The following is a 21,106-nucleotide window of genomic DNA, read 5'->3' as shown; positions in this document are numbered from 1 at the left end:
ACGCATGCAGCGCTACAGCGCGGCATCGAAGACTGCAGTGCGCAAGCACGGCAGGAAGACCGCTGCCGTGGCAGCACTGTCGGTACTCGCACTGACGGCCGCAGCCTGCGGCTCGGGACGCACCGACGCCGGAGGATCCGGCGACAGCGGCGGCGAGACCATCACGGTCGGCACCACCGATCAGGTGACATCGCTCGACCCGGCCGGCTCGTACGACAACGGTTCGTTCATGGTGATGAACCAGACGTATCCGTTCTTGATGAACTTCGCGCCCGGTAGCTCCGAACTCGAGCCTGACGCGGCCGAGAGCTGCGACTTCACCGAGCCGACCGTCTACACGTGCACGTTGAAGGACGACCTGAAGTTCGCCAACGGCAACCCGCTGACGAGCGAGAGCGTGAAGTACTCGTTCGATCGGATCGTCGCGATCAACGACCCCAACGGCCCCGCGTCGTTGCTCACCAATCTAGACAGCATCGCCACGCCCGACGAGAAGACCGTCGAATTCACCCTGAAGGCTGCGAACGACCAGACCTTCCCGCAGATTCTGGCGACCCCGGCAGGACCGATCGTCGATCAGACCGTCTTCCCGGCCGATTCGATTCTCGACGACGACGCCATCGTGGCGGGTACTCCGTTCGCGGGCCCGTACTCGATCTCGAGCTACGCCAAGAACTCCCTCGTCAGCTTCGCCGCGAACGGTGACTACAACGGCATTCTCGGAACGCCGAAGACGTCCTCGATCAACGTCAAGTACTACACCAGCTCCGACAACCTCAAGCTCGACGTGCAGAACAAAGCCATCGATGTCGCGTGGCGCTCGCTGACCCCGACGGACGTCGAATCGCTCGGCAGTGTGGACGGACTGACGGTGCACGAGGGACCCGGCGGCGAATCGCGCTACATGGTGTTCAACATGAACACGATGCCCGGCGACACCCCGGAGCAGAAGTTGGCCGTGCGCAAGGCAATTGCGTCCTCGGTCGATCGTCAGGCGCTGTCCGACGGCGTCTACAAGGGCACCTACACCCCGCTGTACTCCGTGGTTCCCACCGGACTGGCCGGCGCGAACACCGCCTACGGCGATGTCTACGGCACCACGCCGAACCGCGACGAGGCGGCTGGATTCCTTTCCGCCGCAGGCATTGCCACTCCCGTTCAGCTCAACCTGCAGTACAACCCGGACCACTACGGTTCGAGCTCGAGCGAGGAATACGCCGCGATCAAGAGCCAGCTCGACGCGACGGGCCTGTTCAACGTGAACCTGCAGTCCACCGAGTGGAGCACCTACACCAAGGAACGCGTCGCCGACGCCTACCCGGTGTACCAGCTGGGCTGGTTCCCGGACTATCCCGATGCAGACAACTACCTGACGCCGTTCTTCGCGCCGGACAACTTCCTGCAGTCGCACTTCGAGAGCCCGGCCATCACCTCGCTGCTCGATCTCGAACGCACGACCGCCGACGAGGACGCTCGGATGCAGATCATCGGTCAGATTCAGACCGAGCTCGCGACGAACTACCTGCCGACGCTTCCGTTGTTGGAGGGCAAGCAGATCGCCGTCGCCACCGACGAGATCAGCGGTGTGGACGAGACTCTCGACGCCTCGTTCAAGTTCCGTTTCGTCACTCTCGCCAAGAGCTGACCGGTGCCCACTACCGCGGACGCGCCGGTAGGGGAGAAGCAAGCGCAGCAGGCGAGCGCGCCGTCACGGTACGGCGCGCTCGCCCGCTATCTCGGGGTCAGATTTCTGCTGATCATTCCGACTGCCTGGATTCTCGTCACCGTCGTTTTCTTTCTCATGCGTGTGATCGGTGATCCGATCACCGCCGCCCTCGGCGGCCGCCTTCCCGCCGAACAGATCGCCCAGCGCAAGGCCGAAGCCGGCTACGACCGGCCGATCCTGACGCAGTACTGGGAGTACCTGACCGGATTGCTGCGCGGCGATTTCGGCCGCTCGGCCACCGACAATCGCGCGATCAGTGACGTTCTGCTCGTCAACGGTGCTGCGACACTGGAATTGGCGTTCTGGGCACTGCTGGTCGCCTTCGCGGTCGGCATCCCGCTCGGCTTCTTCGCCGCCACCCATCGGGACCGATTCGGTGACGCCTCGCTGCGGATCTTCGCCATCCTGGCGTATGCGGCACCGGTGTTCTTCGTCGGCATGCTGCTCAAACTGCTGTTCGCGGTCAAGCTCGGCTGGCTGCCGGTGGCAGGACGAGCCAGCACGAACGTGGAACTGGCACTGCAGAACGTCTCGCCCAAGACCAACATCCTCATCGTCGATTCGTTCCTCTACGGAGAGACGAGCTACACCGTGGACGTGCTCGAGCATGCGGTACTTCCCGCACTCGCTCTGGGTCTGCTGACGGCCGGAGTGTTCCTGAGGCTGGTGCGCGTCAACCTGATCCAGACCCTGCAGGCACCCTTCGTCGACGCCGCGCGCGCTCGCGGATTGAGCGAGGGCACGGTGACGCGACGGCATGCGTTCCGCAACGCCATGATTCCCATCGTCACCGTCATCGGCCTGCAGATCGCCGTACTGCTCGGCGGGGCGGTGCTGACCGAGACGACCTTCGAGTGGCAGGGCCTGGGCTACGAACTCGCCCGGTACCTGCAGGCCCGCGATTTCGTTGCGGTGCAGGGCATCGTGACGTTCCTGGCCGTGGTGGTCGCCGTCGTCAGCTTCGTCACCGACGCGATCGTCGCACTCATCGACCCGAGAGTGAGGTTCTGATGAGCACCGAAGTCGTGCTGTCCGACGTCCCTCCCACCCGTCCGCACCGCCGAGGATTTCCGGGCGTCGCGTTCGTCAAGTCCACGTCGGGGCTGCAACGCGTCACCCTGATCGTCGGGTTGGCCCTGATGGTCGGGTTCGTTGTCGCCGCAGTGTTCGCTCCGCTCCTCGCGCCGTACGGGTTCTCGCAGACCAGCGACGCCGGGCAGGATTTCGCCCGCCAGGCGGCTCCGTCCGCGCAGCATTGGTTCGGCACGTCGGTCCGCGGCGAGGACGTGTTCTCCCGCGTGATCTACGGTGCGAGAACAGCATTGATGGTGATCGCATCGTCGTTGGTGCTCTCGCTGATCATCGGTGTTCCGCTCGGCCTGGCCTCGGGCTACATCGGCCGTTGGTTCGATCGCGTCCTCGTACTGTTCATGGACGCGATGTACGCCTTTCCGTCGCTGCTCCTCGCGGTGGTCATCTCGATCGTCGTCGCAGGCGGACAGTCGTCCAGTTTCGGCGGTATCGCGTCCGCGGCAATCGCCATCACGGCGATCTTCGTGCCGCAGTACTTCCGCGTGGTACGCAACGCCACGGTGGCGGTCAAGACCGAACCGTACGTGGACGCCGCCCGGGTCACCGGGGCCGGTACTCCACGAATCCTGTTCCGGCACATTCTCGCCAACGTGGTGCAGACACTGCCGGTCATCATCACCCTCAACGGTGCCGAGGCCATCCTGACCCTCGCCGGGCTCGGATTCCTCGGCTTCGGTATCGAACCCACCTCCGCCTCGGAGTGGGGCTACGACATCAACAAGGCGCTGCCGGACATCTCCAACGGCATCTGGTGGACGTCGGTGTTCCCCGGCCTGGGCATCGTGCTCGTGGTGCTCGGCCTGACCATGGTGGGCGAAAGCGCAAGCGAGACACTCAATCCGCTGCTGCGCACCCGCAAGAAGTTCAAGAAGGCGGTGAAGGTATGACATCGAGCGTTGTGACTCCACGCGAGTCCGCACTGTCGGTGAAGTCGCTGTCCGTCACGTTCGCCACAGATGCCGGCGAAGTCGACGCCGTCACCGAGGTCTCGTTCGAGGTGTATCCCGGCGAGGTCCTGGCGGTGGTGGGTGAGTCCGGATCGGGCAAATCCGTCAGCGTCCGGTCCGCCATCGGACTGCTACCCGACACCGCACGCGTCGAGGGACACGTGGTTCTCGGTGGCCAGGACGTGACGACGCTGAGCAACAAGGCGTGGGCGCAGTTGCGCGGCAACAAGATTTCGATGGTGTTCCAGGAACCGGGTAGCGCCCTCGATCCGCTGTTCACCATCGGATATCAGATCGTCGAGGCGCTGCGTGCGCACACAGGCGCGGACGGTAAGCGGATGTCGGCCAAGGACGCCAAGTCGCGAGCCGTCGAACTGCTGTCGATGGTGGGTCTGCCCAGTCCCGAGCAGCGGTTCTCGTACTACCCGCACGAGCTCTCGGGCGGGCAGAAGCAACGCGTCATGATCGCGATCGCCATCTCGTGCGAGGCGAAGGTCATCATCGCCGACGAGCCGACCACCGCCCTCGATGTCACGGTGCAGGCCGAGATCCTGGAGTTGCTCCGCGATCTCAAGGACCGGCTCGGCTGCGCCATCGTGCTGATCACCCACAGCATGGGCGTCGTCTCGGATCTGGCGGACCGCGTCGTCGTCATGCAGAACGGTCGCGTCGTAGAGGAAGCCCCGGTGGCGCAGCTCTTCGACGCACCCGCGGACGACTACACCAAGAAGCTGCTGGCCGCGGTGCCCACACTGGCCGCGGTGGAGTCCGACAAGACGGTCGACACCTCGGGTGAACCGGTACTCGACGTCTCGCGTCTGGTGGTGCAGTTCTCCGGCGGCGTCGGCTCGCCTGCGTTCAGGGCCGTCGACGACGTCTCGCTGACCATCCACCGCGGCAAAACCCTCGGACTGGTGGGAGAATCCGGCTCGGGCAAGTCCACGATCGGCAGATGTGTTGCAGCACTGCAGAAGCCGACGAGTGGCAGCGTGACGGTGATGGGACAGAACATCGCAGGCGTGAGCGAACGCAAGCTCAAGCCGCTGCGCAAGCGATTCGGCTTCGTCTTCCAGGACCCGTCGGCGTCACTGAATCCGCGACTGACCGTCGGGCAATGCATCGCCGAGCCGATGATCGTGCACAAGTACGGCTCCACGGATGCGATCGCCGCGAGGACCACCGAACTGCTCGACGCCGTACAACTGCCGTCGGGCACCGACAAGCGCTACCCACACGAGCTCTCCGGTGGGCAGCGGCAACGCGTCAGCCTGGCGCGGGCACTGGTGCTCGGTCCGGATCTGGTGGTGGCGGACGAGCCGACCAGTGCCCTCGACGTCTCGGTGCAGGCAGCGGTGCTGGACCTGTTCGAGGCGCTACAGCAGGAATTCGGTTTCGCGTGCCTGTTCATCAGTCACGATCTCGCCGTGGTGGACCGCGTCGCGCATCGGGTGGTGGTGCTGCGCAACGGGGGAATCGTCGAAGAGGGAACACCGTGGAAGATTCTGCGATCCCCGGAGGCGGACTACACGAAGAAGCTGTTGGCTGCGATTCCCGGCAAGCGCCTGCACACGTGAGTTCTTCTCCTGACCGGGCACTCCGGTACCGTTGGGGCCGCGCCGCACCGGGCGCTGACATGAACTAGTACACAGGCTGGAGCCGAATGACCGAGGAATCCCAACCCACGAGCGCAACTCACTCGGGCGGTGCCTCCTACGCGGCGGCCGGGGTCGACATCGCCGCAGGAGACCGAGCAGTGCAGCTGTTCGCGCCGCTCGCCAAGAAGGCCAGTAGGCCCGAGGTGATGGGCGGTCTCGGCGGTTTCGCCGGTCTCTTCGCACTCAAGGGCGACTACCGCGAGCCTGTCCTGGCGGCCTCGACCGACGGCGTCGGCACCAAGGTCGCCGTCGCGCAGGCACTCGGCAAGCACGACACCCTCGGCCTCGACCTCGTGGCCATGGTCGTGGACGATCTCGTCGTCTGTGGTGCCGAGCCGTTGTTCCTGCAGGACTACATCGCCGTGGGCCGCGTCGTTCCCGAGCAGGTCGCCGAGCTGGTCAAGGGCATCGCAGAAGGCTGCATCATCGCCGGCTGCGCATTGCTCGGCGGCGAGACGGCCGAGCACCCGGGACTGATGGCCGACGGCGATTACGACCTCTCGGCCACCGGCATCGGCGTCGTCGAGGCGGATTCGATCCTCGGACCCGAGCGGGTGCGTCCCGGTGACGTCGTCATCGGCATGGGATCGTCGGGTCTGCACTCCAACGGCTACTCCCTCGCCCGCAAGGTGCTGCTCGAGATCAACCACATGGATCTCGGCGGACACGTCGAGGAATTCGGCCGCACGCTCGGTGAAGAACTGCTCGAACCCACCAAGATCTACGCCAAGGACTGCCTCGCGCTCGCAGCCGAGACCGACGTCCGCACGTTCTGCCACGTGACCGGCGGCGGACTGGCGAACAACCTCTCACGGGTCATGCCCGAGGGTCTTGTCGCCGAACTCGACCGCACCACCTGGAGCCCGGCTCCGATCTTCTCGCTGATCGCTCAGCGCGGACGCGTCGAGCGGGCCGAGATGGAGCAGACGTTCAACATGGGTGTCGGCATGGTGGCCATCGTGGCACCCGAGGACGTCGACCGAGCACTTGCAGTGCTGACCGCACGCCACATCGACTGCTGGACTCTCGGCACGGTGAAGAAGGCGACCGGTAAGGACGTCGCCGACGAGCGTGCGTTGCTGCTGGGTAACCATCCGCGGTTCTGACCGCGGCAAGGTTCTGATCGTCCGAACATCGGGCGAACAAGTGAGGGGGAGCCGCTGTGCGGCTCCCCCTCAGTCGTTGTCGTGCACAGTACTAGCGTCGCCAGTCCTCGTACTCGTCTTCCTCGACTCGGGAATGCACATCCGAGTCAGAGTGGATGCCACGATGGGAGTTGGACGAACCACCGGAGAGCTCTCTTTGCAGACTCTCCAAGTCCGTTGTCGGCGAGCTGTACTTGAGCTCACGAGCGACCTTTGTCTGCTTTGCCTTAGCCCTGCCTCGGCCCATGGCGGTGCCCCCTCGCGGACTTGCGGGGCGGCCTGGGGAAATTTGGCGGCCCCGTTAGAGTTGGTATTTCTTCCTGGCACACACTCTAGCGCGCGAATCGCTGCGATGCGCATACGGCACCACGTGTTGGGGGCGCGCATGGTGATGCGACACGCCCGGGCCGGGGGTCGATGCCGCCTGTACCTGCGCATATCCGTGCAGAGGCAAACTATCTTCGTTCTGCGACACGAAATCGGTAGTGCTGCGCGTCATGGTCGCCGCAACGATTCGAGCGCTGCAGCGGCGTCGCGGTACACCTTCGGTGCCAATCCCGGCGCGTCCAGCAGAGTCTGCATCGCTGCGTGATCCCTCCCCTCGAACAGCATCCGCACCGTCACCCCGTGCTCGGGGACCGACGTCACGCTCACGGCGTCACCGCCGCCGAAGACCCCGGGTTCGAGCACTCGGAGATACGCACCCACATCACCGCGCGCGGTGAAGCGACGGATCCAACCGGGCTCGCCCATCCACCGTGCGAACGTTCCGCAGGGCTTGCGGGCGATCGTCACCTCCAGCTCCACACTGCCCACTCGCCACCGCGAGCCGATCACCGCATCGGTCACCGGGACACCGGTGGTCCGCAGGTTCTCACCGAAACGTCCGGGAGGAACGGGCGTGCCCAGCTGATCGGCCCAGTACCTCGCCTCGTCCTCGTCGTAGGCATAGACGGCCTGATCGAGTCCGCCGTGGAACTTCGTGTCGCGGCAGTGATCACCACCGATGCCGAGCTCGTGGACGTCCACCGGCCCGTCGACGGGCCGTTTGTCGATGCCACTGTCGACCACCGCGCGGCGTCCGAACGGAACATCGGCGTGCACAACGCAGACAGCGAGAACGGTGCCGATCACCGGCCGCGCAGGCGGTCCACCGCAGCGCGACCGGCCTGGACGTCGTCGTACGACGGGATCGAATCGGGATCGATCGACGCCGCACACGGACCCGCCTCGAGGGCGGTATCGACCGGAACGGTCCGCTTGAGCAGAGCCAGTGCGATCGGCCCCAGCTCGAAGTGATCGATGACGGTACCGAGGCGGCCGACGGAGCGTCCGCCCGCGGTGACCGGATCGCCGGTGCCGGGCCGACCGTCCGCAGAACCGTCGAGATGCAGCAGCACCAGGTGCCGCGGCGGGCGACCGAGATTGTGCACGCGGGAGACGGTCTCCTGCCCGCGGTAGCAGCCCTTCTCCAGATGCACCGCGCCGAACTCGGCGGCGCTGCCGATCCAGCGAACCTCGTGCGGGATGGTCTTCTCGTCGGTGTCCACTCCTACGCGCGGACGCAACGATTCCACGCGCAACGCGTCGAACGCCCAGGTTCCGGCGGGAGCGGCTCCGGCGTCGCGCAGCCGGACGAACCAGTCGGTGATGTTCTCGCGGGGGATCACCACGTCGTACGAATTCTTTCCCGGCCAGGGCATACGCCGAACGAAACCGCCGCCGTCGATCGGCGAAGCACCGTACATCTCGGTCGGAGCAGGCAGGTCGGCCTTGCCGAGCACCGACGACGAGTCGGATCCGAGGACGGTGAGAACGGCGAGTTCGTCGGCCTGGCGGGGTTCGGCCTTGGCCCAGAACACCATCTTCTTCAGAAACGAGAGCAGATCCGGGCCGGCTGCGCGCTCGGTGTCGATGTACGTGACGCCGGCCAGGTCGGTCTGCACGAAGTGATGCTCGATGCGGCCGTTGACGTCGAGACTGAGATTTTCGGCCGAGCTGCCGTCGGCCAGGTTCGTCACGAGTTGGCTCGAGATGGTGTTCAACCAACTCAGGCGCTCGTCTCCGCTGATGGCGAGGACGAAGCGGTGGGACCGATCGATGACGGCAGCGCCGCTGACCGCGTCGCGTTGTTCACCGAACGGATTGCCGTAGTGCCAGGCCACCCCGGCATCGACGCTGTCGTCGGGGGAGGGCACTGCGCCGGGAAGTGTCAGAAGTGGACTCGGGCTGATCGTGACTGTGTCGGACACAGCTCCATAGTAGGAGCCCGTCGGCGAGGCAACTCGATGACCGGTCCCTTTACACCCCCGAAACGGCGACGACACGGCACCGCGACGACGCCTACCTACCGTGTCGATCCATGAAGAAACTGGCGCATCCAGCCGCGCAGATCGGCCTCGCCGCGATCGGCGGCATCGTGTTCGGGTTGGTGGTCGGCGAATGGGCCGCGAACCTGAAGTTCATCGGCGATCTGTTCATCCGACTGATCCAGATGTCGATCGTCCCGCTGGTGATGGCCTCGGTCATCGTCGCCACCGGATCGATGGCAGGAGCGGGAACCGGCAGGATCGCCTTCCGCACCTTCAAGTGGATGATCGGGTTCTCGGTGGTTGCGGCCGTGCTGGCCTGGGTGCTGAGCAGCATCGTCCGCCCGGGCGCGGGCATGGTGTTCACCCAGCAGCTCGATCCGTCGCTCGAGGAATCGGCGGGAGAGGCGCTCGGCTGGCAGGACACCTTGCTCAACTTCGTCAGCACCAACGTGTTCGACGCCATGTCGACGGCGACGATGGTGCCGATCATCGTCTTCTCGCTGCTCTTCGGTATCGCGCTGCGCAGTCACATCACCAAGACCGGCAACACCCAGGTGCTCTCGTTCATGGACCAGATTCAGCAGATCGTCCTGACGATGATCCGGCTCGTCATGGTCATCGCCCCGGTCGGCGTGTTCTGTCTGCTCGCCGCGCTCGCCGGAGACGTCGGGTTCTCCGTGGTCTCCACTGCACTGAGCTACCTCGGCACCACGCTCCTCGGGGTGCTGATTCTGTTCGCGCTCTTCGTCGTGGTCGTGACGATGCGCACCCGATTGAACCCGTGGAAGCTGCCCAGCAAGCTCACCGAGCAGACGGCCGTCGCAGTGACGACCACGAGCTCGGCCGTCACCTTCCCCACGGTGCTGCGCAACACCGTCGAGAAGGTCGGCGTCAGCCAGAAGGTCGCCAACTTCACGCTGTCGATCGGGCTCACCATGGGCTCGTACGGTGCCGTTCTCAACTACATGATCGTGGTGATGTTCCTCGCGCAGGCAGGCAACATCGAGTTGAGTCTCGGGCAGATCGTGCTCGGCATGGGTCTGGCGGTTCTGCTCAACATGGGCACCATCACCGTGCCCGGCGGATTCCCCGTCGTCGCGATGTTCCTCGCGACCTCGCTCGACCTACCGTTCGAGGCCGTCGGCCTGTTGATCGCCGTCGACTGGTTCGCCGGAATCTTCCGTACGTTCCTCAACGTCAACGGAGACACGTTCGTCGCCATGCTCGTCGCCAACGCCGACGACGAGATCGACCGCGACGTCTACAACGGCACCAAGGTCGTCGTCGCCGAGGATCTCGACCTCGACGAGTACGCCGACGCGATGGCGGCGGCCGACCGAGCGGATTGATCGAACGCGTCCGCTCCCCTCTAGGGTGACGGGCATGTCGGAGTCGGTAGTGGTGACGTTGGACGGCCGGGTGCACGACGCGAATCGGCCGTTGCTGTTCGCCGACGATCTGGCCGCGGTGCGCGGCGACGGGGTGTTCGAGACGCTGCTCGTGCGCGACGGCGCGGCGTGTGCGGTCGAGTTGCATCTGGCTCGGCTGGTGGCGTCCGCGAAGGCACTGGACCTGCCCATTCCCGATCTCGACCAGTGGCGCGCCGTCGTCGAACAGTCCGTCGGCCTGTGGGCGCGAGAGTCCGAGGACGAGGCAGTCCTGCGTCTGGTTCTCAGCCGCGGACGCGAGGGCGGCGGTGACCCCACCGCGTACGTGACGGTGGGAGCGCTGCCCGAGCGAGTGAGGGCCGCGCGCACCGACGGGGTGTCGGTGATCACGCTCGACCGCGGCTACTCGGTGGACTTCTCGTCCCGAGCGCCGTGGCAGCTCGCGGGGGCCAAGACGTTGTCGTATGCCACCAACATGGCCGCGCTCCGGCACGCGTCCGCTCAGGGCGTCGACGACGTCATCTATCTCAGCAGCGAGGGGCGGGTGCTCGAAGGTCCGCGCTCGACGGTGGTGCTCGCGCGCGGTAAGACTCTCGTCACACCGTCGGTCGAACAGGGCATCCTGGCCGGAACCACGGTCGCCGGGTTGTTCTCCGTAGCCGAGTCCGCCGGATGGACGTGCGAACGCGGACACCTGTATCCGGCGGATCTCATTGCCGCAGATGGTGTTTGGCTGGTCTCGAGCGTCACTCTCGCCGCGCGGGTCACGACGATGAACGGCGTCCCGCTCGGCACTCGGCGGCACACCGACGATGTTCGATCGATGGTCGATGCCGCCGTGGAGACGGCCGAAACTCGGTAGGAGTCCAACGACTCTGCCTAAGGACTCTTCCCTACTACTACTCGTAGTAGTACTGTCGAATTCGTCGCGGGCCAACGCCCTGACCTGCGGTGTTACCCGTCACAGTACGGGTGGAAGAGTTCGGAGCCCTGATGGACGCCTTGGATGTCTCACGTTGGCAGTTCGGTATCACCACCGTCTACCACTTCATACTCGTTCCCCTCACGATCGGCCTCGCTCCGATGGTGGCTGCCATGCAGACCATGTGGGTGATCACCGGCAAGGACTCCTGGTACCGACTGACCAAGTTCTTCGGCAAGCTCTTCCTCATCAACTTCGCCCTCGGTGTCGCCACCGGCATCGTCCAGGAATTCCAATTCGGCATGAACTGGAGCGAATACTCCCGCTTCGTCGGTGACGTGTTCGGCGCTCCGCTCGCACTCGAAGGCCTCGTCGCCTTCTTCCTCGAATCCACGTTCCTCGGACTGTGGATATTCGGATGGAGCAGACTCCCCAAACTCGTTCACCTGGCCACGATCTGGCTCGTCGCCATCGGCGTGAACGCCTCGGCGTACTTCATCATCGCCGCCAATTCCTGGATGCAGCATCCCGTCGGCGCGATCTACAACGAAGAGACCGGCCGCGCCGAACTGACCGACATCTGGGCACTGCTCACCAACAACACTGCACTGGCAGCATTTCCACACGCCGTGGCCGGAGCGTTCCTCACCGCCGCGACCTTCGTCGCAGGCATCTCCGGCTGGTGGATGGTCCGCGAGGCTCGTAAAGCGAAGACCGAGAACGAGTTCGACACGCTCCCGGCCCCGGCCACCGGGGTCGCTGCGCAGGCTCCGCTCCCTGCCGATGGGGTCACTGCGCAGGCTCCGCTCCCTGCCGATGGGGTCACTGCGCAGGCTCCGCTCCCGGCCACCGACTCGCGTTCGATGTTCAGGTCGGCAGCGCGCATGTCTTTCATCGTCATGATCGTCGCGGGCGGCGCCCTCGCCATCACCGGAGACATCCAGGGCAAGCTCATGTTCGAGCAACAACCGATGAAGATGGCATCCGCAGAATCGTTGTGCGACACCGAGACCGGAGCCAGTTTCTCGCTCCTGACCGTGGGCACCCACAACAACTGCGAGTCCGTGGTCCACCTCATCTCGATCCCCGGCCTCACCTCGTTCCTGGCGGAGAACGACTTCGGTGCCACCGTGCAGGGAGTCAACCAACTGCAGGAGCAGTACGAGCAGCAGTTCGGCCCGGGCAACTACAAGCCCAACCTGTTCGTCACCTACTGGGCATTCAGGATGATGATCGGACTGGCCGCAGGCTCGGCACTGCTTGCGATCGCGGGACTGTGGGTCACTCGGGGTGGCCGGATTCCCGACCAGAAGTGGTTCTCGCGGTTGTCACTGCTGGCCATTCCGACGCCGTTCCTGGCGAACAGCGCCGGTTGGATCTTCACCGAAATGGGCCGCCAGCCATGGGTCGTCGCACCCAACCTGTCCGGCGTCGATCAGATTCGGCTCACCGTCGACCAAGGTGTCTCGGACCACCCCGTCGGCCTCGTTCTCGCCTCACTGGTGACGTTCACACTGCTCTATGCCGCTCTCGGTGGTGTGTGGTTCTACCTGCTCCGACGCTACGTGGTCGAAGGGCCTCTCGAACACGACGCGCATCCGCACGTCGACCCACCGGAATCGGAAGACGAAGAGCCCAAACAGCTCTCGTTCGCCTACTAGGGGATAGCAATGTCACTGCCCGAATTCTGGTTCTTCGTCATCGGCTTCTTCTTCGTCGGCTACTTCGTGCTCGAAGGGTTCGACTTCGGCGTCGGAATGCTCATGCCCATTCTCGGGCGGCACCCCGATTCCGCCACGGGGGAGAAGCGTCGACGCACCGTACTGAACACGATCGGCCCGGTCTGGGACGGCAACGAAGTCTGGCTCATCACCGCAGGCGGCGCGCTGTTCGCAGCGTTCCCCGAGTGGTACGCAACATTGTTCTCCGGCTTCTACCTCCCGCTGCTGCTGATCCTGGTGGCACTGATCCTGCGCATCTGCGCCATCGAATGGCGTGGCAAGATCGACGATCCGGTGTGGCGCAGGCGCTGCGACATCGGCATCGGTATCGGCTCGTGGGTACCGGCGGTGCTGTGGGGCGTTGCCTTCGCCAACATCGTGCGCGGCGTAGCCATCGACGAGAACAAGAAGGTCACCGCCGGCTTCTTCGATCTGCTCAACCCCTATGCACTGCTCGGCGGAGCCACGATGGCACTGGTGTTCGCGCTGCACGGCGCGGTGTTCATCGCACTCAAGACCTCGGGAGACGTGCACGAGGACTCGGTGAAAATCGCAGCGCGATTGGCAATTCCGGCAGTTCTCGTCGGCGGATCATTCGCTGTGTGGACCCAACTCGCCCACGGCAAGACATGGACCTGGGTACTCGTCGGCGTGGCAGCGGTGGCCCTGCTCCTCGTCGTCGCGCTGACGGCGAGAGTGCGCGAAGGCTGGGCCTTCGTGTTCACCAGCATTGCCATCGTTGCGGTTGTGGTGCTGCTGTTCGCCTCCCTGTTCCCGAACGTCATGCCGTCGAGCACGGATGCCGCCTTCGATCTCACCATCGCGAACGCGTCGTCCAGCCCGTACACACTGAAAGTGATGACCTGGGCCGCAGCGTTCGCCGCACCCATCGTCATCGGATACCAGGGGTGGACGTACTGGGTCTTCCGCCAACGCATTTCGAGTGCCCACATCCCGGACTCGATCGGACTGACGGTGAAATCGTGACCGCCTCCGCTCGCACGCGGGGACCGGTCGATCCCCGACTGTGGAAGTACTCTCGATCCGCGCGGGGCTACCTGATCGTCACGGTTGCACTGTCGACCGTCGTCACGCTCTGCATCATCGTGAGCGCGTTGACAATCGGAACTGTGCTGGCAGGGGTCATCACCGAACCGACGGCCAGATCGCTGTCCGCCTGGACGACGGAACTGGCGGTGCTGGCGGGCGCAGTGGCCGTCCGTGTGCTCGCAACCGGAGCTCAGTCCCGCTACGCGCACCGGTCGGCGTCACGTGTGGTGGCCGAGCTGGAAGTGGAGGTGCTCACTGCAGCAACGCGATTCGAGCCTCGCGAGCTCGACCGCGAGCGGGAAGAATTGGTCGTCGTCGTGACCCGAGCAATCGGGGGTCTGCGGGCGTACCTGACCGGATACCTGCCGGCGCTGGTGTCCGCGGCCATCGTCACTCCGCTGGTTCTGATCGTCATCGTCACCCAGGACGTGACGTCGGCGGTGGTCATCGCGGTGACCTTGCCGCTCATTCCGATCTTCATGATTCTGATCGGGTTGCTGACCAAGGGCCGAGCCGCGGCGACGCTCTCCACGATGACCAGGCTGTCTGCACAGTTGCTCGATCTTCTGGCCGGCCTGCCGACCTTGCGCGCGCTGCGTCGCGAACACGGACCGGCCGCTCGCATCCGCGCACTGGGCGACGCGCACCGACGAACCACCATGCGCGCGTTGAAGATCGCCTTCCTGTCGTCGATGGTGCTCGAGTTGCTCGCGACCCTGTGTGTCGCGCTCGTGGCCGTCGGCATCGGATTGCGCTTGGTCTTCGGCGAGATGACTCTCGAAGCGGGCATCATCGCGTTGATCCTGGCGCCCGAGGTGTACTTCCCGCTGCGCGCCGTGGGGACCCAGTTCCACGCAGCAGAGGACGGCGTCGAGGCCGCGGAGCGCGCCTTCCGAGTCCTGGACAGGCGTACGACGCAGCCGACCGGCCGCCGGACCGTCGACGCTGCGACCGCGGACATCGAACTCGCCGGACTCACCGTCGCGAGCCGGGACGGCGACGCTCCGGCCCAGTTGAGTGCGCTGTGCCGCCCGGGCACCATCACGGTACTGACCGGGCCCAACGGCTCGGGTAAATCGACTGCACTGCACGCGGTTCTGGGACTCACGACGCCCACGAGCGGCGCGGTTCTGGTCGGCGGTGTGCCCGTGGTCGATCTCGATCTCGACCGATGGTGGGCACAGGTCGCCTGGCTTCCGCAGCGGCCGATACTGCTGCCCGGCACGCTCCACGAGAACGTCACCCTCCACGGCATGCCCGACGCCGCCGCACTGGACGCGGCCTGCCGCGCTTCGGGATTCGATGCCGTACTGCGAGAGCACCCGAACGGCTGGAACACTCGCGTCGGTCAGGGTGGAGTCGGTCTTTCGCTCGGCGAGCTGCAACGTCTGGCCCTGACCCGAACGTTCGTCTCCGCTGCTCCGGTGATGGTGCTGGACGAGCCCACGGCGCACCTGGATGCGGCGAGCGAACGGACTGTGCTGCAGGCCCTTCGAGATGCGGCCGATCGCGGGGTCACCGTGGTGATGGTCGGTCACCGGCGCTCGGTACTGCACGCCGCAGACCGCGTCGTCGAGGTGCGAAGCAGCTCAGAGGTGGCACGGGAGTTCGATCATGTCTGATCTACGACGCGCGCTGGCCCTGTTCGAGCTCTCCCCACGGCGGGTGGCACTGGCCGTGGCCGCAGGCGTGGCAACTCTCGGCAGCGCACTGGCTCTCGCCGCACTGTCGGCATGGTTGATCACCCGAGCGTGGCAGATGCCTCCGGTGCTGGATCTGACCGTCGCAGTGGTGGCCGTTCGTGCATTGGGCATCTCCCGCGGGGTGTTTCGCTATCTCGAACGATTGACCACACACGACGCGGCCCTGCGCGGTACGACGGCAGCGCGCACGAGGATCTACGAACGACTGGCGAACGGGCAGGGCGCGCTCACTCTGCGGCGCGGTGACGTCCTGGCTCGCACCGGGGCGGACGTCGACGTGCTCGGCGACGTCGTCGTACGCGCGATCGTTCCCATCTGCGTCAGCGTCGTGATGATGCTCGCAGCCGTAGGACTGGTCGCCGCTATCGCGCCTGCCGCCGCGTCGATCCTGGCGGTGTCCTTGCTGATCGCGGGGGTGGGCGCACCGATCCTGGCGGCGCGGTCGGCACGGGTCGCCGAAGAGGCCGGAGTCGACGCCGACGCGCGGTTCACCGAGACGGCCGTTCGGGCACTCGACCACGCCGCAGAGCTGCGGGTCGCCGGACGACTCGATGCGACGCTCACCGAAGCCCATGGGGCAGCTCAGGACTCGGTACTCGCACGCGACCGGGCGGCACGACCGTCGGCGCTGGCCGATGCCGCCGGTCCGCTGTCGATCGGTGCATCGGTGATCGGGTCCTTGCTCGTCGGCATCGGGCTGTACGGACCGACCGGAGGCACCGCAGGTGGCATGACACCGATGGCCCTGGCCATCGTCGTGCTGGTTCCGCTGGCCGCCTTCGAAGCGACGGCGGCACTGCCCGGAGCGGCAATCGCCCTGATGCGTGGACGAATCGCCGCAACTCGAATCCTGGCCATGCTCGATGCGGCTCCGCCGCAGTGGCGTGGTCATGTGCCCTCTGAGGCACTTGACCGCACCACTGCACGAAGCGCACTGATCGGACCCAGCGGATCGGGCAAGAGCACGATGCTGCGGGAGTTCGCCGAGGAATGCGGTTCGGAGGCAGCGCTGTTCGCCGAGGACGCGCACCTGTTCGACACCTCGATTCTGGAAAACCTGCGGGTGGTGCGCGGCGACGTGGACGAACAGGAAGCAATCAGGGCACTGCAGAAAGTCGGCCTCGGTCCATGGCTCGACGCTCTGCCGCTCGGAGTCCACACCACCCTGGTGGGCGGCGCACAGGCCGTCTCCGGGGGAGAGCGCCGCAGACTGCTGCTCGCGCGGGCTGTGCTCAGCACGGCACCGATCGTGCTGCTCGACGAACCGACCGAGCACCTGGACCGAATCTCCGGCGAATCGATACTGCGCCAGCTGCTCACCACGGACGGAGGATTGTTCGGAGCCGACCGAACAGTGGTGGTCGTCACCCATCAACTGCCGGAGCGCACCGACGCCGACCAGGTGATCGACCTCGGCTCGGACAGTGCGAAAAAACTCTTTGCCGACTCGGAAACTCGGGCGTACGTTGTGAAGTACACGAGAGAGGAGGTGGTCTGAAGTTGATGAACTCTAGGACGCGTGAGGTGGCTGTCAGCTAGCCGCAATCGCTGACGGATTCACTGCGAAGACCGCGCGAGCGGCAAGCGAATCCCAGACAGCTACCCGGCCCCCGAGCCCCCGACCTGTCCGGTCGGGACCTGACATCAGGTATGGCTCGGGGGCCGTTCGCGTGCAGTGGGTAGTGCTGAAGAGTCAGCCGATGTAACGAGTCAGGCGCGCGGACAACCGCGGTGCCAATGGGCCGTCGGCGACGACTCGTTCTTCGACGTACGCGAGATCCCCGCCTTCGACAATGCCGTAGAGCCGCTTGGCCCCTCCGACCAACGCACCCGATGTGCTACGGATGACGACATCGGTGGCCAGTTCCCAGGACGACTTGGTGAGTGCATGGCCGTAATACAGTTCGACGACGCCGGTGCTGTGTGTCAGCAACAGCTCGACGACCTCTTCGTCCTCGGAACCCTTGAGCCCGTTGCCACCGCTCATGCGCCAGAACCCGGTTTCGCGGAGATCGGGGTGTGCGAAGTTACCGTCGGAATCGAGTCGCCACGAACGTGATTCCCAGCTCAGGTAGCTACCGCCGTCGTGGGTGACGACGATCTGCTGACCGAAGGGGTAGTCGGTACCGGACTCGGGGTCGTGTCCTTCGCCTTCACCGCGCCACACGCCGACGAGAGGCAACAGAGCGAGCATCGACGGGTGCAGATCGGGGCCGAGGCGGAGGTTGGCCGTGTCGTCGGGATGCGGGATGTCCGGCAGGACCGGAACGTTCCGCGTCGACGCGTCGGCGAACTTCTGCTCGGCAGCCGCTATTGCTTCGTCGCCACTGGTGATGGGGGTATCGAGCCCCTCGTCAGCACTGCCGGGTCGACCCGCAACCGGTTCTGTCACGATTCGTCGTTGACCAGTCGGTAGACGACATACAGCGAAAACGCGATGATGGCTACTGCCGCAAGCGCCAGCAATACCTCGAAGAAGATGACCACGAGAGCGAGTTTAACCCGCTGCGATCGTCGTCGAGAACAGCGGCCCGAATCCGGGCTGTGTCCTTGGTGACATCTACCCAACTTCGGGGCCGTCAGTGCGCTGGATCACTCGTATTGATGGAGAAAGCCCGGCGAGCAGGTACCTTCTTCGGGGGGCGTCGGGTGCTCGAGGGCGAGGGCTCGACGTTTTTCACTGTGTTCTGTCGAAGGCTGGGGAGGTCTCCGTAACAATGCTGCGTCGTAAACGGACATCGTCGTTCGGATCCGTGTCGTTCAAATCCGCGGTGTGTGCACTGGCGTTGGCTCTTGCCGCACCGGCAGCCGCGCTCGCCGCCCCGGATTCGGGATCGGCGGATGCCGGCTCGTCCGACTTCGGGTCGTCGCAGGGCCCGAACATCGACCCCAACAATTACGCGCAGGACTGCCCGGATGTGTTGATGCTCGCCGTGTCCGGTGCCACCGACTCGGATTCGGGGCGCAATCCTCTGAACGAGGAATCGTCGACCGTGGCGTCGAACTGGGTCGGCAACGTCACGGTTCCCACCGGTGAGGTCAATGCAGGCAGCCCAGGCACGGTCGGCTGGCTGTACGTTCCCTACGCATCGACGTACGGCGTCGGTGTGCTCGACGACGTTTCGACCTATCAGAACACCATCGCCGAAGGCATCGCGTCGACGAATCGTCTGATGGACGAGTACAAGACCAAGTGCGGTGACAGGACGAAGTTCGTTCTGGTCGGGTACAGCGTCGGCGGCGAGATACTCGACCGGATGGCCGTCGAGATCGGCCACCGCAATCCCGACGCGCTGGTCACCGCCGACGACATCGCCGGAGTGATGATGGTCGGATCGCCGTACCGGCCGGCCGGGGTGCCGAATTTCGACGACGAGCCCGGCGAGTCGCTCGGTGGATTCATGGACCAGTCGCCACGGGACTACGGAACGTTGACCGACAAGGTCACCTGGTCGTGCCGACCCTGGGATCTCTCGTGCGATGCGCCCGACAAGATCGAACTGCTGCAGCTGGCCCTGGGGGTTCTGGGCCAGATGCGCTTCACCCTGCTCAACCCCGTTCAGACGGTGGCCGATTTCGCCCGGACGGTGGCCACGATCGCCACTCGTGCGATCGTCGACATCGCGACGAACAAGTCGTGGCTCGAATCGGACGAAACGCTGCTACAGGTCCTGGTGAAGGTGTCCGACCAGCAGTATCAGGTCGACGACGCCAAGGCGGTGGCGGCTCTGTCCCCCGACCAGCTGCTCGCCGACCTCAACTGGGCACTCGGGCCGGGTGCGGACACCGTCGAGGCCAAGCTGCGCGCCGAGGGCGAAGGAATGGTCGAGAACAACAAGGGCATCGCCGACGTCGTACTCGGGCCGTACCTGCTGCTCGGATTCCTGCAGCACCTGTCGTACTGGTACAACGACCCCAACGACGGTTACGAGTGGGAGAGCGAGAAGATCGTCGCGTGGGTGACGGACCTCGCCCGCACCGAGCGCGAGAAGAAGCAAGCACCTGCTCCCGACGCCGCCGCACCGCAGGACGCGCCCGCCGAGGCCCCGGCCGAACCTCGATTGCTGCCGGAGCCGGGGACGGTCACCCAGATCAGCGATCTCGGCGCGTTCCTCGAGTCCCAGGGAATTCCGGTACCGGAAGGGATGTTCCCGCCGCAGTACTCGACGGTTCCCGATCCGGCGGCCCCGGCACCCGTTCCCAACTAGAGGCCTCCGGAAGAGCGAAAAACCCCCGCACCTGCGAGCAGGTGCGGGGGTTTTCTCGTGAGATACGAACGGGCGGAATCAGACTCCGACGGTGACGTTCGCCGAGTGGACGCCTGCGCCGTCGGGAGCGATGACGGTGTCGCCGTTGCCCGATGCCGACAGTGCACGCAGCGTCCACTGTCCGGGGGCGGCGAAGAACCGGAAGTCTCCGGTACCCGACGCGACGACCTCTGCGGTGAATTCGCCGCTGCCGTCGAGCAGACGCACGAAAGCCCCGGCTACGGGCTCACCGTCGCCTGCGAGGACGCGGCCGGTGATGACCGTCTCCTTCTCGACGTCGACGCCTGCGGGGATGGTCTGGCCTTGCACGGGTGCTCCACACATATCAGCGAACCTCCAGCTCGATGGGTGCTCCGACGAGAGAGCCGTATTCGACCCAGCTGCCGTCGTAGTTCTTGACGTCTTCCTTGCCCAGAAGCTCCTTGAGGACGAACCAGGTGTGGCTCGAACGCTCGCCGATGCGGCAGTAGGCGATGGTGGCCTTGCTGTCGTCGTAGCCCTTGGTCTTGTACAGCTCTTCGAGCGCTTCGTCGGACTTGAACGTGCCGTCCTCGTTGGCGGTCGTGCTCCACGGGATGTTGATCGCAGACGGCACGTGGCCACGCTGCTGCGCCTGTTCCTGCGGAAGGTGAGCCGGGGCGAGGATCTTGCCCGAGAACTCGTCGGGCGAACGCACGTCGATCAGGTTCTTGTTGCCGATGGCGTCGATGACCTCGTCGCGGAACGCACGGATCGACAGGTCGGGTGCCTCGGCCCGGTACTGCGTGGTCTCACGGCTGACGACGTCCTTGGACAGCGCGCGGCCGTCGAGCTCCCACTTCTTGCGGCCACCGTCGATGAGCTTGACGTCCTTGTGTCCGTACAGCTTGAAGTACCAGTAGGCGTAGGCGGCGAACCAGTTGTTGTTTCCGCCGTACAGGACGACGGTGTCGTCGTTGCTGATGCCCTTGGCCGACAGCAGGTCCGAGAACTGTTCCTGGTTCAGGAAGTCGCGGCGAACCGGGTCCTGCAGGTCCTTGCGCCAGTCGAGCTTGACCGCACCTTCGATGTGTCCGCCGTCGTAGGCGCTTGCGTCTTCGTCGACCTCGACGAAGACGGTCTTCGGTGCGTTCAGGTTCTGCTCGGCCCAGTCGGCAGAGACCAGGACGTCGGAGCGAGCCATGGTGTTCCTTTCGGT

18 protein-coding genes are annotated in these 21,106 nt (G+C 65.2%); 12 read left to right on the top strand and 6 right to left on the bottom strand.

The annotated features are described in order from the left end of the window. Positions 1–4: 4 nt before the first annotated feature. From CH249_RS25580 to purM, 5 genes are all read left to right on the top strand, one after another. Positions 5–1,645 (top strand): ABC transporter substrate-binding protein, encoded by a 1,641-nt coding sequence (locus CH249_RS25580; RefSeq protein ID WP_045200295.1) that lies wholly within the window; start codon positions 5–7, stop codon positions 1,643–1,645. A gap of 105 nt (positions 1,646–1,750) precedes the next feature. Beyond that, positions 1,751–2,737, top strand: a complete 987-nt coding sequence (locus tag CH249_RS25575) for an ABC transporter permease (RefSeq protein WP_045200293.1) — start codon at positions 1,751–1,753, stop codon at positions 2,735–2,737. Further along, complete coding sequence (locus tag CH249_RS25570) at positions 2,737–3,705, top strand: ABC transporter permease (RefSeq protein ID WP_032395914.1); 969 nt, start codon at positions 2,737–2,739, stop codon at positions 3,703–3,705. The genes CH249_RS25575 and CH249_RS25570 overlap by 1 nt, the downstream gene beginning before the upstream one ends. After that, complete coding sequence (locus CH249_RS25565) at positions 3,702–5,339, top strand: ABC transporter ATP-binding protein (protein ID WP_094682060.1); 1,638 nt, start codon at positions 3,702–3,704, stop codon at positions 5,337–5,339. Before CH249_RS25570 ends, CH249_RS25565 begins: the two co-directional genes overlap by 4 nt. A gap of 86 nt (positions 5,340–5,425) precedes the next feature. Continuing rightward, positions 5,426–6,526 carry a phosphoribosylformylglycinamidine cyclo-ligase gene (purM, locus tag CH249_RS25560; protein WP_032376541.1) on the top strand — a complete coding sequence of 367 codons (1,101 nt, stop codon included), beginning with the start codon at positions 5,426–5,428 and terminating at the stop codon, positions 6,524–6,526. Positions 6,527–6,617: 91 nt separating this feature from the next. Here purM and CH249_RS25555 read toward each other — a convergent pair whose 3' ends face one another. The 3 genes from CH249_RS25555 to CH249_RS25545 form a co-directional block, all read right to left on the bottom strand. Further along, entirely contained in the window at positions 6,618–6,812 is a 195-nt protein-coding gene (locus tag CH249_RS25555) for a DUF3073 domain-containing protein (protein ID WP_082073787.1), read from the bottom strand. Between the two features lie 248 nt (positions 6,813–7,060). Continuing rightward, entirely contained in the window at positions 7,061–7,699 is a 639-nt protein-coding gene (locus CH249_RS25550; RefSeq protein WP_032395912.1) for an MOSC domain-containing protein, read from the bottom strand. Next, positions 7,696–8,817, bottom strand: coding sequence for a folate-binding protein YgfZ (locus tag CH249_RS25545; RefSeq protein WP_094628474.1), 1,122 nt, complete (start codon positions 8,815–8,817; stop codon positions 7,696–7,698). Before CH249_RS25545 ends, CH249_RS25550 begins: the two co-directional genes overlap by 4 nt. Positions 8,818–8,927: 110 nt before the next feature. On the opposite strand from CH249_RS25545, the gene CH249_RS25540 reads away from it, so the two are divergent. The 6 genes from CH249_RS25540 (at position 8,928) to CH249_RS25515 (ending at position 17,159) form a co-directional block, all read left to right on the top strand. Continuing rightward, positions 8,928–10,226: a dicarboxylate/amino acid:cation symporter gene (locus CH249_RS25540; protein ID WP_094628472.1), complete on the top strand. Its 1,299-nt coding sequence runs from the start codon at positions 8,928–8,930 to the stop codon at positions 10,224–10,226. A 34-nt stretch (positions 10,227–10,260) separates the two neighbouring features. Further along, positions 10,261–11,127: an aminodeoxychorismate lyase gene (locus CH249_RS25535; protein ID WP_094628470.1), complete on the top strand. Its 867-nt coding sequence runs from the start codon at positions 10,261–10,263 to the stop codon at positions 11,125–11,127. A gap of 131 nt (positions 11,128–11,258) precedes the next feature. Beyond that, a complete protein-coding gene (locus tag CH249_RS25530; RefSeq protein WP_094682068.1) occupies positions 11,259–12,848 on the top strand; it encodes a cytochrome ubiquinol oxidase subunit I in 1,590 nt (529 codons plus the stop codon). A gap of 9 nt (positions 12,849–12,857) precedes the next feature. Beyond that, positions 12,858–13,895 (top strand): cytochrome d ubiquinol oxidase subunit II, encoded by a 1,038-nt coding sequence (gene cydB, locus CH249_RS25525; RefSeq protein WP_094628468.1) that lies wholly within the window; start codon positions 12,858–12,860, stop codon positions 13,893–13,895. Then, a complete protein-coding gene (gene cydD, locus CH249_RS25520; protein ID WP_094682069.1) occupies positions 13,889–15,580 on the top strand; it encodes a thiol reductant ABC exporter subunit CydD in 1,692 nt (563 codons plus the stop codon). The genes cydB and cydD overlap by 7 nt, the downstream gene beginning before the upstream one ends. After that, positions 15,573–17,159 carry an amino acid ABC transporter ATP-binding/permease protein gene (locus CH249_RS25515; RefSeq protein ID WP_143544580.1) on the top strand — a complete coding sequence of 529 codons (1,587 nt, stop codon included), beginning with the start codon at positions 15,573–15,575 and terminating at the stop codon, positions 17,157–17,159. The genes cydD and CH249_RS25515 overlap by 8 nt, the downstream gene beginning before the upstream one ends. Positions 17,160–17,354: 195 nt before the next feature. Here the strand turns inward: CH249_RS25515 and CH249_RS25510 are convergent, their stop codons facing one another. After that, a complete protein-coding gene (locus CH249_RS25510) occupies positions 17,355–17,996 on the bottom strand; it encodes an FABP family protein (protein WP_045200287.1) in 642 nt (213 codons plus the stop codon). A 382-nt stretch (positions 17,997–18,378) separates the two neighbouring features. Between CH249_RS25510 and CH249_RS25505 the strand changes: the two genes are divergently transcribed. Next, on the top strand, positions 18,379–19,869 hold the full coding sequence (locus tag CH249_RS25505; RefSeq protein WP_094682061.1) for a cutinase family protein: 1,491 nt from the start codon (positions 18,379–18,381) through the stop codon (positions 19,867–19,869). A gap of 78 nt (positions 19,870–19,947) precedes the next feature. On the opposite strand, the gene CH249_RS25500 is transcribed toward CH249_RS25505, so the two are convergent. Both CH249_RS25500 and CH249_RS25495 read right to left on the bottom strand, forming a co-directional pair. Beyond that, a complete protein-coding gene (locus CH249_RS25500; RefSeq protein ID WP_032395905.1) occupies positions 19,948–20,253 on the bottom strand; it encodes a DUF1416 domain-containing protein in 306 nt (101 codons plus the stop codon). 1 nt (position 20,254) lies between these two features. Further along, entirely contained in the window at positions 20,255–21,091 is an 837-nt protein-coding gene (locus CH249_RS25495) for a sulfurtransferase (protein WP_032395904.1), read from the bottom strand. Between the last annotated feature and the right edge of the window lie 15 nt (positions 21,092–21,106).

Source organism: Rhodococcus sp. 05-2255-3B1 (genome assembly GCF_002258545.1).
Classification (GTDB): Bacteria; Actinomycetota; Actinomycetes; order Mycobacteriales; family Mycobacteriaceae; genus Rhodococcoides.
This window is presented reverse-complemented; position numbering and strand designations above follow the sequence as displayed.

What these genes read in the sequence shown, in the direction of transcription:
- CH249_RS25580 (WP_045200295.1), top strand. Translation starts at nt 5, where the DNA reads ATGCAGCGCTACAGCGCGGCATCGAAGACTGCAGTGCGCAAGCACGGC.
- CH249_RS25495 (WP_032395904.1), bottom strand. Translation starts at nt 21,091, where the DNA reads ATGGCTCGCTCCGACGTCCTGGTCTCTGCCGACTGGGCCGAGCAGAAC.
- purM (WP_032376541.1), top strand. Translation starts at nt 5,426, where the DNA reads ATGACCGAGGAATCCCAACCCACGAGCGCAACTCACTCGGGCGGTGCC.
- CH249_RS25505 (WP_094682061.1), top strand. Translation starts at nt 18,379, where the DNA reads ATGCTGCGTCGTAAACGGACATCGTCGTTCGGATCCGTGTCGTTCAAA.
- cydB (WP_094628468.1), top strand. Translation starts at nt 12,858, where the DNA reads ATGTCACTGCCCGAATTCTGGTTCTTCGTCATCGGCTTCTTCTTCGTC.
- CH249_RS25515 (WP_143544580.1), top strand. Translation starts at nt 15,573, where the DNA reads ATGTCTGATCTACGACGCGCGCTGGCCCTGTTCGAGCTCTCCCCACGG.
- CH249_RS25540 (WP_094628472.1), top strand. Translation starts at nt 8,928, where the DNA reads ATGAAGAAACTGGCGCATCCAGCCGCGCAGATCGGCCTCGCCGCGATC.
- CH249_RS25555 (WP_082073787.1), bottom strand. Translation starts at nt 6,812, where the DNA reads ATGGGCCGAGGCAGGGCTAAGGCAAAGCAGACAAAGGTCGCTCGTGAG.
- CH249_RS25530 (WP_094682068.1), top strand. Translation starts at nt 11,259, where the DNA reads ATGGACGCCTTGGATGTCTCACGTTGGCAGTTCGGTATCACCACCGTC.
- CH249_RS25565 (WP_094682060.1), top strand. Translation starts at nt 3,702, where the DNA reads ATGACATCGAGCGTTGTGACTCCACGCGAGTCCGCACTGTCGGTGAAG.
- CH249_RS25570 (WP_032395914.1), top strand. Translation starts at nt 2,737, where the DNA reads ATGAGCACCGAAGTCGTGCTGTCCGACGTCCCTCCCACCCGTCCGCAC.
- CH249_RS25535 (WP_094628470.1), top strand. Translation starts at nt 10,261, where the DNA reads ATGTCGGAGTCGGTAGTGGTGACGTTGGACGGCCGGGTGCACGACGCG.
- CH249_RS25500 (WP_032395905.1), bottom strand. Translation starts at nt 20,253, where the DNA reads ATGTGTGGAGCACCCGTGCAAGGCCAGACCATCCCCGCAGGCGTCGAC.